This window comes from Clostridium beijerinckii (genome assembly GCA_003129525.1).
Lineage (GTDB): Bacteria > Bacillota > Clostridia > Clostridiales > Clostridiaceae > Clostridium > Clostridium beijerinckii_D.
This window is the reverse complement of record CP029329.1, coordinates 1,972,940-1,991,456: the sequence shown is the minus strand read 5'-3', so window position 1 is coordinate 1,991,456 and position 18,517 is coordinate 1,972,940. Positions and strand designations below refer to the sequence as shown.

The following is an 18,517-nucleotide window of genomic DNA, read 5'->3' as shown; positions in this document are numbered from 1 at the left end:
TTTTACGTTAAGTAAAGGTTACCTTTTTGCTAAATATCGCTCTATTTCTACATTTTAAGACTGTGTTTAATTATTACATATTTATTTAGAAAATTTAAAATTTAATTTCTATCTTTCGCAAGTTTTTTTTCCGTAAATGCAACCATTTCATACATAATAAATGCAATTATAGAAAGAATTACAATACTCATCATTACCATATCTAATTGAGCAACTTGTCCACCATAGACTATTAAAAAACCCAAACCATTCTTAGCTACCAAGAATTCGCCCATTATTACTCCTACCCAAGATAGCCCTACATTTATTTTTAAAGCTGAGATAAAAATTGGAATAGAATATGGAAATATTAAATATCTTAATATTTGTGTCTTAGATGCTCTGAAGGTATTCATTAGCATAATTTTTTCTTTATCTATTTCATTAAATCCAGTTAAAATACTGATAACTGTTGTTACTACTGAAATTAAAAGTGCAATAACAATTATAGCAGGCATGCCATTTCCAATCCAAAATATTATAATTGGAGCTAAAGCAACCTTAGGAAGTGCATTCAAAACTACTATATATGGATCTAATATCTTTGATACAAAAGGACACGACCATAGAATAACTGCAATTACAGCACCTAAAATTGTACCTAACGAAAATCCTAAAATAGTTTCATAGCAAGTAATTCCTATATGCTTAAACAAACTCCCATCTTCATATAAAGATACAAAAGATTTAATAACTCTAGTTGGGCTTGAAGTTAGAAATGGGTCAATCCATTTTAAACTAGCAGCTATTTGCCATAAAGCAATAAAAATAACAAGTATAAGAATTCTAGTAATTACAATTTTTCTTTTAGTAGATTTTACCTTTTTTAAATATATTTCATGTTCTTCACTGACGTTATCTTCTGATTTTGCTTTTTTATATTTTTTATCTACTTTAACCTCTTCAATTAAACTATTACTTTTTTTGTTTTCATTTTCCTCTTTTGGTTTTTTTAAAAAATATATCTCAGGTTTCTTACTCATTACTTTGATCCAACTCCTTCCATAGTCTATTGAAATAATCACTAAACAGTGGATTTTTTCTCTTTTGAAATGGAGTTAGATTATCATTTTGAAAATCTATAGGAATTTCTACTTTTACATTTGATGGTCTTTTAGTTAATACTATTACTTTTTGAGATATAGAAATGGCTTCTGAAATATCATGAGTTACCATAATTGCTGTCTTTTTTTCTGTTTTAATTATATTATAAACATCATCACATACTAAAAGTCTTGATTGATAATCTAATGCTGAAAATGGCTCATCTAAAAAAAGTATTTCAGGTTTTAAAGCTAAAGTTCTTATAAGGGCAACTCTTTGTCTCATTCCACCAGAAAGTTCACTTGGATAATGCTCCTTAAACCTTTGTAATCCATAAGTGTCTAATAATTCATTTACTCTTTCTTTTGATTCATTGTTTAATTGCCTTTTTATTTTTAATCCCAAAGTTACGTTTTCCCAAACAGTATTCCATTCAAAAAGATGATCTTTTTGAAACATATATCCTATTTTATCTAAATTTTTTTTTATATCTTCACCTTTATATAATACATGTCCATTTGACGGCTCTAATAATCCATTCATAATATTAAGCAACGTAGATTTGCCACATCCTGATGGTCCTAAAATAGAAATGAACTCACCATCATTTACTTCAAAATTCACATTATTTAAAGCTTGTGTTTCTCCTTTAATCGAATGATAATTCATGGATATGTCTGATATTTTAAGCAAGCTCAAATTAAATCACCACCTTCTCATCTTTTTGTGACCTCTACTTAACTACTTTTTGAGCATATGAATTATCTACTATTTTATTAAATTCAGGCCTTTGTGGCATTAAACTTGCATCATAATCTGCAATTATATCCATAAGTCTATTTAAGTTTTCTTCTTTAATTTCTGGTGTATGTGCTAATGCATCAATTTTTTTGTAATTGTCTATAACAGTCATAATTGTCTCTTTCTCAGTACCAGGGAAATATTCAATTATACTATCTGCAACTTCTTCTGTACTATGATTAAAGAACCACTGTTGTCCTTTATAAATTGCCTTTGTAAAATTTTCAATAACTTTAGGATTTTTATCCATATAAGATTTTGTAGTGAAATAGCAAGTATAAGGAATAAGGCCTGACTCTTCACCAACTGATGCAAGTATAGTTCCAGTACCCTCTTTTGCAAGAACTGATGCTGTTGGCTCAAAAAGTGCTACGTAATCTCCAGTACCGCCTTTAAATGCACCAGCAGTTGCAGCAAAATCTATATTAGTAACCATGTTAACATCTGTTTTAGGGTTAATATTGTTTTGTTTCAATGCATATTCAAGAGCCATAGCAGGAACCCCACCAGGTCTTCCACCTATAACATCTTTCCCTTTAATATTGTTCCATTTAAAATTATCATCTTTAGTTCTTCCAACTAAGAAAGAGCCATCTTTTTGAGTAAGCTGTGCAAAAAGCACAGGATAATCTTCTCTTCCTTGATTGTTAATGTAAATTGTTTGCTCAGGTCCACAAAAACCAATATCTGCTGATTTACTTAAAACTGCTTGCATTGTTTTGTCAGCACCTTGTGCTGCAAGAACTCACTTGCGATATTCCATTAAATATTTACTCCATTAACAATATGGCGAAAAAGAATGACCTACTAGGGTGAATAGGTCATTCTTTTTGCTGGTTAATAATTTATTTTTAATAAGGGGTAATAATATTTTAACTATTTTATACTGATTATATTACAGGATAATTATGTAAATAATATACCAAACTAAGGAACATTAATTTTAAAAATATTAATCACTTTATCTATACTTAATTTTAGAATTATGCAGAAAAAAAATATCACAAATTCACTGAGTAATGCGATATTTTAATATGTTATTTATTTTTTATTAATTCATAATGTATTAATGTTACTTAACAATTTTATTATTTAATCAGATTACAATTACATTTATATTAGTTAAAATATATATCAGAAAACTCAATTTTAGTATTTTCTATATTGTAATTTAAATCTATGACTTTATGTTTATTTTCATTTAATTCACTTTTCACAAGCTTGATAGGTAGCTTAATTATGAACTCACTACCAATACCTAATTGGCTTCCTACAATAATTTCCCCTTCATGCATTTCTACAAGGGATTTTACAAGTGATAAGCCAATGCCATTACCTTCAGCATGTCGTCTAAATAAGGGATCTACTTGAGTAAATGGATTAAAAATTTTTTCAAACATATCTTGCGGTATACCAATCCCATTATCTTTGACCGAAATCAATATATGCTCTTTTCTATCATATATGGCGACACCTATGTTTCCTCCATGCTCAGTAAACTTGATTGAGTTTGACAATAAATTCAACATAATTCTTTCAATTTTTTCTTCATCAAATGCAGTTATTTTTTCTTCTATTTCTGTATCAAAAACAACATTAATATCCTTTAATCTTGCATATTCAACTATTGATAATGTAATATCTTCAATAACTTTAATAATATTGCTATTTTTTAAGTGTAGACTAAAAAAGCCTACTTCTATTTTATTCATATCTATTATATTGTTAACCATCCTAATTAATCTATGACAATTTTGTTTCATTATTTTTGAATATTTAAAAAATGTCTCAACAGTAAATACAAATGGACTCTCTTGGTAGCATTTTTCTAATAACTGTAATGAACTGTAGATAATATTAATAGGAGTCTTTAATTCATGTGATATAGTTGAAAAAAGTTGAGACTTTAATCTATTATATTCATTAGATTCTTCTAATAACAAATTTTTATTTTGCACCTCAATCTTTAAGCTGTTCGAAAGCCTCTTAAGCTTTAGTTCTTCGTAGCCTATCTTTGAAAGTGAATTTGCAACTATAAACAATACTTCTGCAGCAGCCGTTATATTTTTTTCTGTAATAACCTTAATTTTTCTTACAGACTCAACAAGTCCATCCTCATCTACACCTATTTCTTTTGCTATTTGTATATACCTTGACTTTTCAGGTTTCTTTCTTAAAACTTGTCCACCTAAGATAGTTCCAATTTGTTTACCATCTATTAAAATAGGAGCTGCAAAATCAATTAGTCCAGCATGACATGTATAAATATAAGGCTTGCCTATTCGTGCAGCTTCCTCGCCACCTTTTCTATGACATTCCGCACATCTGTTATCACCTATATTAGTAATATGTACAAAATCCATACAAAAACTTGTATAGGAGCTTGGTGTGGTAACTGGATTTCCATTTCTATCTACAGTTATACTTGCAATATCCATACTTTCTGCGAAGTTATCCTGAAATTTTTGCAACAGTTTTATATCTATAACATCTTTTATTTCAAGTAAATCTATATCAATATTGTAATTATTGTTTTCAATCATTATTTTAGATTCCTCCAAGGTTTTTAATTCTATTTTTTATAATGTCGTTATAAATTATTGTTGTGTATTAATAATTAAATATTATTTAAATATCACATTACTCCTATAATATTTATAATAATTTCTTTCCTAGTAATTTTAATCCTCTTTGTTAAAATAAAAAGCCAACATAAAACTAATACCTTTTAAAGATTTTAGTCTTATATTAGCAGGTTGCACTACAAACTCCGAATTTCCTAAGTAACCAAATAAAAAAAATTCATTATTGTTTACAATATTAGATTTTCTTCAGAACTACATATATTTATGTGTATATTATACTAAGTAATTTTCCAATTTACAACAATATTTGGATATTATTTGATAAAAAATATAAAAATATGTAAAAACATAAAAATTCAATTATCGTAATTAATAGCTAATTCACTAGGTCTACAAACTATGTATTAGTATAATTAATTTTCCAACAGCTTCTGTTTTTAAGCGGAAGTGCAGGAATAATGTCTGCAATTATAATTTGAGTTTCACTAAAAAAATATTAGTTACTTTATCTAAACTTAATTTTAGTATTGCTCAACAAAAAATATCACATTTAACAATGTGATATTTAAGTTTTTCCTTTATTCTTTATTGTATTTGCCAAAAGAAGGTTAAGAATTATTAACTTACTACTATATATTTTAAAATGTTTATATTTCTATGATTAATTTTTATAGATTACTTATTCTCATGATTTATTTTATTTAAATAATTTATAGAATATTTTTCAGCTTCTACACGTTTTATAAAATCTTCCGTTATAAAGTATTCTCTTAGTTCCAAATACATTTGTATTATCACCTTTAACGATTTTATACAACTTTCTATACTATATGATGGTATAGTATCTTTCAATAAGCTTATGCTCTCTGGAGCAACAAATTCTATTTTTCTCACTCCCCTTGGTAACTCTCCATTTTTCATCAATATTAATGGACCTATTACCATCTGCCTTAATGATGATATAAATTCTATAGTCTCAAAAATTTCACCTCTACCTATTTTTGTAGCTCCATAATGAATCCAAACCCAAAATCTATCCTCAATCCATTGTAAACTTGGAATTGGAAATTTTGCATCATCTTCCTTTAATGCTTTTGATACACAATTATCTCTTTCCCATAAAATAACAGGATCTTCAACTCTATGTGCTATGTCATTTATTGATACAAATTTCAAATCAACATGAAGTAATTCTGGACCGTACAAGCATATTAAAAGTCGTGGTTCTCCAACATGTTCTCCTGTAAATCCTGATAATAATATACCTAGATTTGCTGCTATTTTAAGCCTCTCATTCATTACTTCTTCATAGTAGTTAGAATCTACTGCAATTATAAAATCAATATCTGAATATTGATCCATTTCATTTGTAATATACGATCCTCCTGTTGCAACTCCTACAATTCTAGAGTCATTCTTTAAAACTTTTATTGAATTATCTATAAAACTTTTATGATTTATTGGTATCATATCAACCATCTCCTTTTAAAATAGCCAAACTTTAAAATTAGGCATTAGTATAGAATATCATATTCTTAAAAATATTTCTATACAATGATTAATATCATTTATTCATTTTTTAAATATTTTAAACTTGTCTCTTGAACTCTTATTCTTAAAATTATATTTAATTTATTATGTAATAATCTATCATTATTCATATACCTCTGTTAAAGCAAAATAAAGGAAGTAAAAAATTATGCTGTTACAAAAGAGCAAGCCAATGCTCTTATGGATATCATAATCTCTAAAAATATCTTTAAAACAAATTCTGGCGATTTAGTTTAGAAATCATCACTACAACATATTGTGATTTATTCTTAACTGACAATACTTTTTTCTTTAAATCCAAATCTAATCTTACTTCTAAATCTTCTATGTTTTCTTTTAAGTGAGAATCCAAAAGTGATGTTCCAAATCTTATGTTTGGCTAACAGAACTTTCTCTGTGAGCATCTTGAATTTGGCTATTCGAACTTACACAACGAGCAATAGCGAATCGTGTTTCCTCTAAATAATTTGGTTTAAATTTCATTAATGCTAATTTGATTTTTAATGTTTCTAATTTATCTTTTAGTTGTTTATTTTCATATCCAAGTTTAATATTCTCTCCTGTTAGTTTAATATTTTCACATATAATTTCTTTAATATCCTCTTTATTCATTCCCTCTACCTCCATATACTAATTATATTATGCTTCTATTAAAGCCTTCTTACATTCATTACAAACAAGCATCTCCCTAAATTTAATGATGCTCTTATTACCTCCACAAAAGATACATCCTCTACGATATTTCCTTAATAATATTTCATTATTTTCTTTTACTATTTCTAAAGGATCTCCTTCATTAATAGACATTACTTTTCTTATTTCTTTCGGTATTACAATTCGTCCAAGTGGATCAACTTTTCTTACTATTCCTGATTCTTTCATTTTCAAATGCCTCCTAAAACTTATAATTTATTTAATTCTATAATTACAATTATTGAATTTACTTTAATTATAATTATTGCCAAATGAATTTATTTTAATCTATAATTATTGTTTATATTCTTCTCAAACTCCACCACATAATCCTTGCACAATAACAATAGGTAAGATTTTTACGTAATCTCCATCTTTTTCTCCGCTTCACACCGTACGTGAGTCTTTCGAGCTCATACGGCATTCCATCATTTTATTATCCTTTAATTAAATGACTGAATTTCCTACTAAATTTCACTTACCTCTGTAATTTCTTCTGTCTTATCTATATAAACCTCAAAGGCACTCTTCCACTTATTAACTCCCATGATAGCTCCAACATCAGAACTACCAATTCCTATTTGCCTTTTCTTAAGCTATTCTAATTTATCCATTTCCTTTTCTTTTGTATTCTTTTTTATTTATTACTAAAGTTAATTATCTATAAAATAGAATTTATCAAGTGAAACTTGATTCAGGTGGGGTTTGATTCCCATCTGAATCTTAGTTGAACTTATACCCTCAAGGGGTACCTTGTCCAGGAGCGTGCAGCCGTTATCTCCTACTTGAAGAAGTGGGCGTGTTACGGATGCTAGCTATCGGATAAACTCCTCTTTTCTAAATCTCATGTTTCTACCAAGTAATCTTATTTGAATCATCTTTAAGTATTTCAACTAGTTCATCAATTTCTTTAGGTTGGAGTTTCTTTATGAGTATTGAAGATAATAAGTCAGCAGCTTTCTTTTCTAATTCTTCCATATCATCTGGATAATTAATATGAACATTTATCTTCAAAAAACCCGTTCTCCCTTAAACATTGCTTAGTTCATACTATGCAACCTCCTAAATTAAAATTAATTTCCAATAAAATCATTAAGTCTAATAAATATAATCTTTTATTTAATCAATATACAAATTAAAACTTATGCATGTGAAATAAATATACATAAATACATGTAATTTCCTCTTTTAATTTTCATATTATTAATGTAAATGAATAACTATTATAAACAGTTATTTCACTTTACATTAATACTTATTATTCAATGTAAATTTTTCTATGATGAAAATGAGGTGGCAACATGAAAGTAGCAATATATAGTAGAAAATCAAAATTCACTGGAAAAGGTGACAGTATAGAAAATCAAGTTCAAATGTGTAAGGATTACTTATCAAATCAAAATAGAAATAATGAATCTTATGAATTTCTAATATATGAAGATGAAGGATTCTCTGGTGGAAATACTAACAGGCCTGAATTTCAGAGGCTCATGAATGATGTTTCTTTAAAGAAATTTGATATATTAATATGCTATAGATTAGACCGTATCTCTAGAAATGTAGCTGACTTCTCTTCTACCCTTGAAACTCTTCAAAGATACAATGTTGATTTTGTAAGCATAAGAGAACAATTTGACACTAGCTCACCAATGGGAAGAGCAATGATATACATAGCTTCAGTATTCGCTCAGCTGGAACGTGAAACCATTGCAGAACGTGTAAGAGATAACATGCTTGAACTTGCAAAGTCTGGCAGATGGCTTGGTGGGACTCCACCACTTGGCTATAAATCTACTCTTGTAACATACTATGATGAAAATATGACTCAACGTTCAATGGCTAAATTATCAATTGACGATGAAGAATTGAAAATAGTTAAATTAATATATGATAAATACCTAGAACTTAAATCATTAAGTAGCGTTGAAGCCTATCTTCTTGAGCGCTACTATAAAACAAGAACTGGAGCCAATTTTAGAAAATCAACCTTAAGATCAATATTAACTAATCCTGTTTATGCAAAATCTAGTGAAGAAATATTTGATTATCTTGGTTCACAAGGTATGACTTTATGTGGAACACCTGATGGAATCAATGGATTTCTAACTTACAATAAGCTTAAAACAATCTATTCAAAAGATGGTAATCATGGTCGCGAATTTAGAAATACCTCAGATTGGATAGTTGCTGTTAGCAAACATAAAGGAATAATAGAATCAGAAAACTGGCTTAAAGTTCAAAAAATGTATACAGGAAATGGTGATAAATTCACAGTATCAGCAAGAAGCCATAATGCTTTATTGACAGGTATAATGAAATGTGCAAAATGTGGCTCTCCAATGAGAATAATGCATGGTCCAGTTAGTAAAAAAACTGGAAATAAACTATACTACTATGCTTGTACAATGAAAAAAGACTCTAAAGGAACTAGATGTGATAATCCAAATGGAAAAGTAGAACAAATAGATCCAGTTGTTATAAATGCCATAAAGGACCTAGGTAAAACTAAAGAAACCTTTCTAAAAAATCTTATGGCGAAAAATAAACAAACTAGAAAAGCAGTTGCTAAAGATAATTTAGAAAGTAACCTTAATGTCCTTATTAAACAAAAAAAACATCAAATAGATAATCTCCTCACTAAAGTGTCCTTAGAACCTGATTTAGGAGATTTCATCATTCCTAAGATAAAGGAACTTAAGAAAGAAATAACACAACTTAATAAAGACCTAAATGATGCTAATAATACAATTGAACAAATAGATATGGAAGAATTAACTTTATCCTTCATAAAGTGCCTACTGGAAAAGTGCTCTATAATAGATACCTTGACTCACGATGAAATAAAAGAACTAATTAGAGGACTAACAGATAAAGTTACATGGGATGGAAATAGAGGAGACTTAAACCTTAATTTCATTGGTAGCAATGATGATAAAAAAAAATAGAATCTTTGCTACCATTATTGTCCATTCCTTCGCAAGCGAGTTCAAGGGGCTTGACCTGTTTGTAAATCAATCTCAATTCCATTTTCAACAAAAAAACCTTCACTCATAGCAACATACATTGGTGCATAAAAAACAGAACGTGTTACTTCATTTAAACGTACAGTCACTTTACCTTCATCAGTTTTGGTATTACCACATCCAAACATAGATATAGCAGTTACACTTGAAATCAATAACGCAGTTAATACTTTTAACTTCTTTCTCATGAAGAAAACATCTCCTAATAATATTCATGGTGTATAATATGATATTTAATCGAAGATTGTTCTAATATATATGAATCCATAAATAAGGTTTTGTCTGATAGGGAAAAAACTTTAGACAATATGGCCTAAAATGGTATTTAAATCTTTCAATTGCTTAATACTTCCTCATTGCCTATATTACAAAGTAAGATTTCCCTCTTTTTTATTAAAACTAATTTTTATCCATTAAAACCTGAATATGCTTCTTCTCCATGTAAAGATATATCTAATCCTTCTACTTCTTGATTTGCAGTAACTCTTATGTTCATCACATAACTCATAATCTTAAGTATTATAAAAGTTACAGTTGCTGCATATAAGACAGTAGCACATGCTGATATTAAATGAACTTTTAAAAGATGAAAGTTTCCATATATTAATCCATCTGCGCCTGCTGGATTAATTGACTTTGATGCAAATATAGCTGTAGCTATAGACCCCCATATCCCTGCTACTCCGTGACAACCAAAAGCATCTAAAGTATCATCATATCCTAATTTTCTTTTTAATACTGCTATAGCAAAGAAACTCAATGTTCCCCCAATTAATCCAATAAATATTGCTGATATAGGACTTACAAATCCCGCACCTTGAGTTATTGCAACTAATCCAGCTATGGCTCCGCTGACTATTCCAAGTGCTGTAGGTTTCTTGTAAAGAATCCATTCACAAGCTACCCACCCCACTGCTCCTGCTGCCGCAGAAGTATTTGTAGTAACAAAAGCATTAACAGCCGTAAAATTCATAGCAAGAGCACTTCCTGCATTAAATCCAAACCATCCAAACCATAAAAGTCCTCCACCTAGTATTGCCATAGGTATATGATGTGGTTCTGGGATTACCTTCTTTCTTTTACCAATAAATATTGCTGCAACAAGTCCAGAAATACCTGAATTCATCTCAACAGCATGTCCTCCAGCAAAATCAAGAACTCCTAAATTCTTTATCCATCCATTTGTACCCCAGACCCAATGAGCAATAGGATCATACACTAATGTACTCCATAAAATAATAAATATCAGAAAGGCCGGAAATCTCATACGTTCAGCAACAGAACCTGAAATAACAGCTGCAGTAATTGCTGAAAACATTAATTGGAACACTACAAATTCTAAATGTGGTATTGTACTTGCGTAATCCGTATTAGGTGTAATACCTATATTTTTTAAAAAGCTCCAATCTAATCCTCCAATTACTCCATTTATATCAGGACCAAAGGCTAAGGTATATCCTACAAAAATCCACTGTAGAGATATAACAACAAGAGCTGCATAGTTTTGTACTGTAATACTTAGTACATTTTTACTCCTTACCATACCACCATAAAATAAAGCTAACCCTGGTACCATTAGCATTACTAACGCAGCACAAATAATTACAAATCCCATATCTGCTCCATTTAACAATTCCATTTTTATTCCTCCTACCTCAATAACTTCAATTATTTCAATTATTTACTTTATTGTAATTTCTTAATGAATAAAAAAAGCGCTCTCACTTCAAAAGGGTATATCCATCATTGAATATATTTTTCCCTTTGAAATGAAAACGCCATTGTTTTCTACAAATTCTATTATTTCTTTAAAATTACTTATATAATCTTACCTTCTTAAGTTTTATATGTCAATATAAAATGAGATATTTATTTTCATTTTATATTGACATATGAACTATTATATTACAAATTATGAATTTAAATAATAGGTTAATCTTTTATATAAAGTTCTATATTAATTGTTGCTTCAAAAGTATCAGGCACATCTTCTAATTTCCCTTTATTTTTTATCACTATTAGAAATTTTAAATTGTGATACTAATTCATTTAATCTATGAGCCAGTTTTGATAATTGATTAGCCGAATTACCAATTTCCCCCATAGTGGCAGACTGTTCTTCTACTGAAGCTGATACCTCTTCTGTAGCAGCTGCTGTCTGCTCAGATATAGCAGATGTCTCTTGCATTTCTGTTACAGTACTTTTAGCAGTTTGAGTCATTGATTCTGTTGCAGAATGTACATCACGTACAACAGAGAAAATATTGCCAATAGCCTTTTCAATATCCTCAAAATGAGTTTCTGCTTGTAATGCAGTTTCCATACCAATAGTAATTTCAGCGGAACCCTTGTCCATACTATCAGTTATAGATACAATTTGTAATTGTATACTATTTATAAGACTTGATATTTGATTAGCAGCATTAGCTGACTGCTCAGCAAGTGTTCTAACTTCATCTGCAACAACAGCAAACCCACGTCCTTGTTCCCCAGCACGCGCTGCTTCAATAGCCGCATTAAGCGCAAGTAAATTAGTTTGACTAGCAATGCTAGTAATAACCTCAACAATTTTACCAATTTCTGTTGATCTACCAAGTAATATTTTACTCTCATTTAAGTTGCTATTATTGTTTTCAACAATTATTTTCATACTGTCTACTGCTTTGTCAACAGCTTCAAAGGCTACTGCACTTATATTATGTGATTCCTCAGCGGTTTCAAGCATATGGTTACACTTGTTAATAACTGCACTGCTTGCTTCTTCTATTTCATTTGTCTTATCAACAGATAAAGAAACTTGTCTTGCTTGTTCAGTAGTATTTTCTGCTATAACTTGTATTGTCTTAGCAACTTCTACTGTAACTTTACTGCTATCATCACATGAAGTAGCAAGATTACTAGAAACATCATTAACTTTTATTGATTCATTAGTTATATCTGTTACTATATTTCTTAAAGCTTCAATAGTATTATTAAATGCTCGAGTAAGATTTCCAATTTCATCTTCTGATTCCACTTTTATAGAACCACTTAAGTCACCAGTAGATACAACTTCAGCAAATTTATTAAGACGAATTAATGGTCTAACAAGATGACTAGCTACAGCGTATATGGCTAATGATAAAATGATTATAATTGCAATTGCTATTCCTAACATGATTAAAAGTAATTTATTTGCTGCTGCAAATAATTCATTTTCATAAACTACATTAACTACAGTCCACTCTGCTATTGGTGCCGGAGCATAAAAAGCAATTTGTTTCTCACTTCCTTCACCAAATCTGAACATACCTGCTTTTCCTGTAGCAATAAGTTCATTAAGCTTATTAAGATCTGGATCATTAACTGTACTGATTTTTTCCTTCATCGCCCAATCCTCGTTTGGATGAACAATAAAAGTTCCATCTTTAGCTAACAACATTCCATAACCCTTTTCTCCATATTTTAGGGCTTTAACTTGTTCCTCTATTGTTTCTATTGTTACACTTGATGCTGCACCTGCAACAACTTTACCTTCAGTATTTTTTTGCCATGCAAACATCATTACAACATTTCTTGCATAAGCTTCAGAATATGTTGGATTAAATATGGCATCATAAGGAACACCATTAGTCTTAGAATATCTTTGTCCAGCTTCTGCCGCAGCAGCTTTTGCCCATGGAGCAGTTGCAAATTGTCCATTTTTCACATTATAATAACGTGCTTCAAGTTTACCTAAACTCTCAGTATTACTCCATTCATTAGGTTCTAGAAAATTTACAATATGTAAAGCTGCATATTGATCTGGATATGTTGTATTAATAAAATTCCAACGTGATAAATTTAATTCATCAATAAAATTTATCGATTCATCCACAGCGTTAAGATTAAGATTAGGATTAATGTCCACAACACGTTTCACCATAGGATTTTGAACAGTTTCACGTACTTCTGCAAGCCTGCTGGTTAGCCAAGTATTAATATGATTTGTAGCTTCTGTTGTTCTAAGTGACATTGAATTAGTTAGCTCTGTGTCCATTATATTGTGAAAATTCGCATACGCTACTCCTGTTAGCGATAGCAATCCAACTATAACCAATGGTAAAATCACAGCCATAAATTTTGATTTAAATGACATTTTCTTGTAGTTAAAAGATATTTTCATATTTTTTTAATCTCCTTATAAACATTTAATATTTAAAACTTTTACTATACTTCCGATTTTTGAAATTCGTTATTATAAAACCATATGTGATTTAACTCATCTTCGCTTTTATTAAAAGTTTTCCGATCTCTTACGTTTTTCGCAGGTACTCCTGCTACTAACGCATTGTCTTCTACACTTTTATCTAATAGCGAACAAGCAGCTACTATAGACTGCTTTCCAATTGTTACACCTGGTAATATTGTCGAATTTGAATATATTTTAGCATAATCTTTTATGATTACAGGTGCATACGTTCTTAAAACATGATCATCTTCTGTATGAGAATGAGTAAATATTGTTACGCCTTCAGTTATTACTACTGAATTCCCTAACGTTACACCACCTTTAGAATCCATAAATACTCCCCTGTTTAAAAATACATCGTCACCAATTTCGATATTATCTGGCACATTAAAACGAACATTTTCTTCAGCTATAAAATTTTTTCCACATGACTTAAATAATTTCATTGCTAATATTCTTCTAAATGGAATAGCAAAGTTAGATATAAGACACATAGGTGATTTATCTAATACATCCCATAAAAAATGTAAGTATCTTTTTTCTTCTGAAAAACCTAGTTCCTGATTTTTAGGTAAATAATCCCCATATAATTGGATTTCTTCTAAAACATCAAATGGAAAAGAACATTTTAGTGCATTTAAAATTTCTATTACACCATCTTTAGTTATACCTTTATTTATTATTTCTTCTGTTTTTTGCAATAAACTATTTATTTTACTCATGTACTGTTCTGATTATTAAATCGAAAAATAATCTCTCCTCCTGTCTTTATTTATTATTTCACTTTGCGATTTTATTAAATTTACATTAAGTCTATTTTTCCCATGAAAAAAATAATTGTAAAAATTAAAAGGTACCTATAAAGCGTAGGTACCAAAAGACAATCAAATATATAATTTATTATTGTATATTCATTTGGCAACCTGACAATCCTAGAAAATCTCATTTTCCTTAGACTCATAGCTTTGCGGCCTTATCTTTAGATAAGTGTGCTTTTTACATTATATTTTTTTCATATGTTGGCAATATTATCATCATTATTCTTATTATTACATTTTATTCTTTAATTTTAAACATAATAATTTAAATTTCTTTCAAATTATTATAGAATATCTTTAATTATTAATTATTCTACAAATTAAATATCTTGAAGATAGTCTTTCTAAAACTTATCCTCAAGATATCAAATTGAGTATTTTTACTTTCTTAAATATATTCAAAATTCTAAAACATGTGTTTTATATGTAAATATTAATCTATAAACTCAATCTTCCAATTAAAATATCCCGTTTCTTCATTTTTTTCGTATTTAAAATAAGCTGAAAATGTATTCCCTTTTTTACTTTTTAAGTTTCTAAATCCTACTTTGCCATTTTTAAGCAAAAGTTCAACCATTTCCTTAGATATCTTTTTCCCAAAGGATGCAATATATTTATCATCCTTCCAAATTGTATATTTGCAACCATTTTTCCAATTGCTACAGCCAAAACTTTTTTCTCCTTCAATTACTGCATTTCCACAAATAGGACATGGTCCTAAGCTTTTAACATCTTTAGGTATTTCTACTTTAAATCTTGATAATGCACCTTCATCTTTCTTTATTGAATCAACAGACTCAATTGTAAAATCTGTTATCATTTTCATAAAATCACTTTTTTCGAATTTACCCTTTTCAATATCAGAAAGAGTTTTTTCTAGTTTTCCTGTATACTCTAAGTCTAATAAATCTTTCACAGGAAAAATTTCTACTAGATTTATTCCAAGGTCTGTGCACATAAGATTTTTCCCTTTAGATTTTAGATAGCCTATATCCTTTAGCTTTTTTATAGTTTCAGCACGGGTTGCTGGTGTACCTATACTATATCCGCTCAAAATAGCTTGCATCATCTCTTCTGAATCTTCCGTACCTTCAACACCTTTTCCGCACGTTTCCATAACTCTAAGTAAAGTTTTTTCAGTATGATATTTGGGTGGTTTTTTAGTAACTGAATTTACTTTTGAATCTATAATATCTACACTTTCATCTATTTCAATCTTTGGAAGAATTATATCTTTACTTTCTATTTTTTCTACTACCTTCCATCCTTCCACAAGTTTTACTTTTCCCTTAGAAATAAATATGCCTCTAACTTCTGAATTATTAGCTTTCAAAGTCACCTTTGTTTCTTCAAACTCAGCTATAGGCATAAATTGCATTATAAATCTATTTTTAATAGCTTCATAAACCACCTTTTCGTCTGCAGATAATCCTGATGGTTTAATATATGTTGGAGTTATAGCACTATGGCTTTCAACTTTCGAGCTATCAAAAATTCTTTTAGATGTATTAAACTTAATATCTTTTTCATATGGTAAACCAACTTTTAAAGTATCTAAAACTTTTTTTGCCCTATCCTTCAAACTTTCTTCTAAAACAACACTTGCTGTTCTAGGATAAGTTGTAAGTTTCTTTTCATAAAGAGATTGTGCAACCTTTAAAACCTTATCCGATGTCCAACCTTTGTATTTACTTGTAACATACCCTTGTAAATTTGATAAATTAAATAAATAAGGTGGATATTCCTTTTTTAATTCTGTTTGTTTATCGATAATCTTAGCAGTTGATCCTTCTAATAAAGGAATATACTTATCTAAATCTTCTTTTTTTTCAAACTTTTCAGAATCATTTTCATAATAAAGTCCTTCAAATTCGCCATTTCTTGAAGTTTTAAAATTTGATACTAATTTATAGTAAGTTGTTGCTGTAAAATTTTCTATTTCTTTATCTCTATCATAAATAATCTTTAATGTAGGTAATAGCACTCTCCCTATATTAATAGTCTTATTTTCTTCAAATTTATATTTTAACGTACTTACAGAAGTTAAATTAATTCCAATAATCCAATCACTCCATTGCCTTCCTATACCAGCATCTTGAAGTGATTGCATCTCTTTATTATCCTTTAAAGATTCCATACCACTTTTAACTTCATCAGGTGTCCATTCGTTTAAAAGCAATCTATATATAGGTTTTTTGACCTCAAAATAGCCAAATAATTCATCGGCTATAACCTGACCTTCCCTATCAAAATCCGTAGCTGAGATAATTCCGTCTACATCTTCTCTGTCAATTAGACTCTTTATTATTCCAAGTTGCTTTTTTGCCCCCTTATCTTCTATAGTTCTATCCGCACTATCGCATTTTACCTTATACAAAAAATGCTCTGGAATAAATGGAAACTTCTCAAATCTCCAGCCCTTCATGTTTTCATCATAATCCTTTGCATCATAAAGCTGCAAAAGATGTCCAAATGCCCATGTTATATAATAGCCATTACCTTCAAAATAGCCGTCTTTCCTGTTTTTAATTTTAAATGCATCTGCAATATTCTTAGCAACAGATGGTTTTTCCGCAATAATAACCTTCGCCATGATATTTTACTTATCCTCCTTTAGTTACTACTTTTAGCACTATATATATTAACATTAATCCAAAAATAAAACCAGTTTAAGTTATCAATCAAAATGCATAGGTATTGCGCAATGCCCGTATTATATATCTACTCTATTTCTCATTTCCCCTCTATTGTATGCACCAATATTTTCTAATAAATCTGTAAATAATCTATTTCTAGCTTCCTCACTTGCCCATGCTATATGTGGTGTTAATACTAATCTTTCTTTATTTTTAACTTTTAGTAATGGGTTTTCGCCTGGCATTGGTTCAATTTTAAATACATCTAATGCTGCTCCACCTATTATCTCTTCATCTATAGCTCTAGCTAAATCTTCATCTACTACTATAGGACCTCTTGCTACATTTATTAGAACTGAATCCTTTTTCATTTTAGTAAAGGCTTCATAATTAATTAATCCTTCTGTTTTTTTATTCAAAGGAGCATGTATAGAAATAATGTCACATTGTTTTAATAATGAATCAAATTCTACACGCGCATAATCCGAATTTGCATTCTTTCCTGAAGTTGAATAATATACTACTCTTGCACCAAAAGCTTGGGCTATTTTTGCTACTCTTTTCCCAATATTGCCAAGTCCAATTATTCCCCATACCTTACCACACAAATCTTTATATGGCATTTCTAAGTTAGTAAACATTGCAGAGTTAGAATATTCACCACTTTTGATAAAATTATCAAAATAGTTTATATTGTCATACAAGTGTAGTAACATAGCAAATGTATGTTGTGCTACAGTAGTAGTAGAATATCCAATAACATTAGTTACTGCAATTTTCTTTTCTTTGGCATACTTTATATCTATGTTATTGTATCCTGTGGCCATTTCACATATAAGCTCTAGATTATTTGTATCTTTTAAGTTTTCTTCATTTAATACAACTTTATTAGTTAATATAATATTAGCATCTTTAATTCTATTAGCAACTTCTTCTTTTAACGTTAAATCATAATAAATTACTTGACCGAATTCATTTAATTTAATGTAATCTACATTACCTAATGTTTTACCATCTAATACTACTATTTTTTTCATGTTAAATCCTCTTTTCCTAACTTTAAAATAATCTTGATTTATCATTAATATTGTTTTGCTATGGAAAATTCCAATGTCAC

14 protein-coding genes, 2 pseudogenes and 2 riboswitches are annotated in these 18,517 nt (G+C 29.2%); of the genes and pseudogenes, 2 read left to right on the top strand and 14 right to left on the bottom strand.

Features of this window, described 5'->3' with window-relative positions:
• Positions 1-101: 101 nt before the first annotated feature.
• From DIC82_08790 to DIC82_08770, 5 genes are all read right to left on the bottom strand, one after another.
• Positions 102-1,022 (bottom strand): sulfonate ABC transporter permease, encoded by a 921-nt coding sequence (locus tag DIC82_08790; GenBank protein AWK51104.1) that lies wholly within the window; start codon positions 1,020-1,022, stop codon positions 102-104.
• Positions 1,015-1,782 carry a spermidine/putrescine ABC transporter ATP-binding protein gene (locus tag DIC82_08785; GenBank protein ID AWK51103.1) on the bottom strand — a complete coding sequence of 256 codons (768 nt, stop codon included), beginning with the start codon at positions 1,780-1,782 and terminating at the stop codon, positions 1,015-1,017. The genes DIC82_08790 and DIC82_08785 overlap by 8 nt, the downstream gene beginning before the upstream one ends.
• A 34-nt stretch (positions 1,783-1,816) precedes the next feature.
• Positions 1,817-2,599, bottom strand: coding sequence for a nitrate ABC transporter substrate-binding protein (locus tag DIC82_08780; GenBank protein AWK51102.1), 783 nt, complete (start codon positions 2,597-2,599; stop codon positions 1,817-1,819).
• Positions 2,600-3,002: 403 nt separating this feature from the next.
• Entirely contained in the window at positions 3,003-4,427 is a 1,425-nt protein-coding gene (locus tag DIC82_08775; protein ID AWK51101.1) for a histidine kinase, read from the bottom strand.
• A gap of 198 nt (positions 4,428-4,625) precedes the next feature.
• Positions 4,626-4,709: riboswitch (cyclic di-GMP riboswitch) on the bottom strand.
• 435 nt (positions 4,710-5,144) lie between these two features.
• Complete coding sequence (locus DIC82_08770; GenBank protein AWK51100.1) at positions 5,145-5,939, bottom strand: oxalate:formate antiporter; 795 nt, start codon at positions 5,937-5,939, stop codon at positions 5,145-5,147.
• 210 nt (positions 5,940-6,149) lie between these two features.
• Between DIC82_08770 and DIC82_08765 the strand changes: the two genes are divergently transcribed.
• A complete protein-coding gene (locus DIC82_08765; GenBank protein AWK53057.1) occupies positions 6,150-6,257 on the top strand; it encodes a hypothetical protein in 108 nt (35 codons plus the stop codon).
• Positions 6,258-6,389: 132 nt separating this feature from the next.
• On the opposite strand, the gene DIC82_08760 is transcribed toward DIC82_08765, so the two are convergent.
• From DIC82_08760 to DIC82_08750, 3 genes and pseudogenes are all read right to left on the bottom strand, one after another.
• Positions 6,390-6,632 (bottom strand): hypothetical protein, encoded by a 243-nt coding sequence (locus DIC82_08760; GenBank protein AWK51099.1) that lies wholly within the window; start codon positions 6,630-6,632, stop codon positions 6,390-6,392.
• A gap of 27 nt (positions 6,633-6,659) precedes the next feature.
• Positions 6,660-6,902 (bottom strand): AbrB family transcriptional regulator, encoded by a 243-nt coding sequence (locus tag DIC82_08755; GenBank protein AWK51098.1) that lies wholly within the window; start codon positions 6,900-6,902, stop codon positions 6,660-6,662.
• Between the two features lie 284 nt (positions 6,903-7,186).
• Positions 7,187-7,327 (bottom strand): annotated as a pseudogene (locus DIC82_08750) (hypothetical protein).
• A gap of 687 nt (positions 7,328-8,014) precedes the next feature.
• Between DIC82_08750 and DIC82_08745 the strand changes: the two are divergent.
• Positions 8,015-9,658 (top strand): recombinase family protein, encoded by a 1,644-nt coding sequence (locus tag DIC82_08745; GenBank protein AWK51097.1) that lies wholly within the window; start codon positions 8,015-8,017, stop codon positions 9,656-9,658.
• 50 nt (positions 9,659-9,708) lie between these two features.
• Here the strand turns inward: DIC82_08745 and DIC82_08740 are convergent.
• The 6 genes and pseudogenes from DIC82_08740 to DIC82_08715 form a co-directional block, all read right to left on the bottom strand.
• Positions 9,709-9,924: pseudogene (locus tag DIC82_08740) on the bottom strand (ABC transporter substrate-binding protein).
• A gap of 218 nt (positions 9,925-10,142) precedes the next feature.
• Positions 10,143-11,375, bottom strand: coding sequence for an ammonia channel protein (locus DIC82_08735; GenBank protein AWK51096.1), 1,233 nt, complete (start codon positions 11,373-11,375; stop codon positions 10,143-10,145).
• 363 nt (positions 11,376-11,738) lie between these two features.
• The gene (locus DIC82_08730) at positions 11,739-13,880 is read right to left on the bottom strand and encodes a methyl-accepting chemotaxis protein (protein ID AWK51095.1); all 2,142 of its coding nucleotides are present in this window, start codon (positions 13,878-13,880) and stop codon (positions 11,739-11,741) included.
• 44 nt (positions 13,881-13,924) lie between these two features.
• On the bottom strand, positions 13,925-14,668 hold the full coding sequence (locus tag DIC82_08725; GenBank protein AWK51094.1) for a transferase: 744 nt from the start codon (positions 14,666-14,668) through the stop codon (positions 13,925-13,927).
• Positions 14,669-14,860: 192 nt separating this feature from the next.
• A riboswitch (cyclic di-GMP riboswitch) is annotated at positions 14,861-14,950 on the bottom strand.
• A 247-nt stretch (positions 14,951-15,197) separates the two neighbouring features.
• The gene (locus DIC82_08720; GenBank protein ID AWK51093.1) at positions 15,198-17,357 is read right to left on the bottom strand and encodes a DNA topoisomerase III; all 2,160 of its coding nucleotides are present in this window, start codon (positions 17,355-17,357) and stop codon (positions 15,198-15,200) included.
• Between the two features lie 120 nt (positions 17,358-17,477).
• Entirely contained in the window at positions 17,478-18,437 is a 960-nt protein-coding gene (locus DIC82_08715; GenBank protein ID AWK51092.1) for a D-2-hydroxyacid dehydrogenase, read from the bottom strand.
• Between the last annotated feature and the right edge of the window lie 80 nt (positions 18,438-18,517).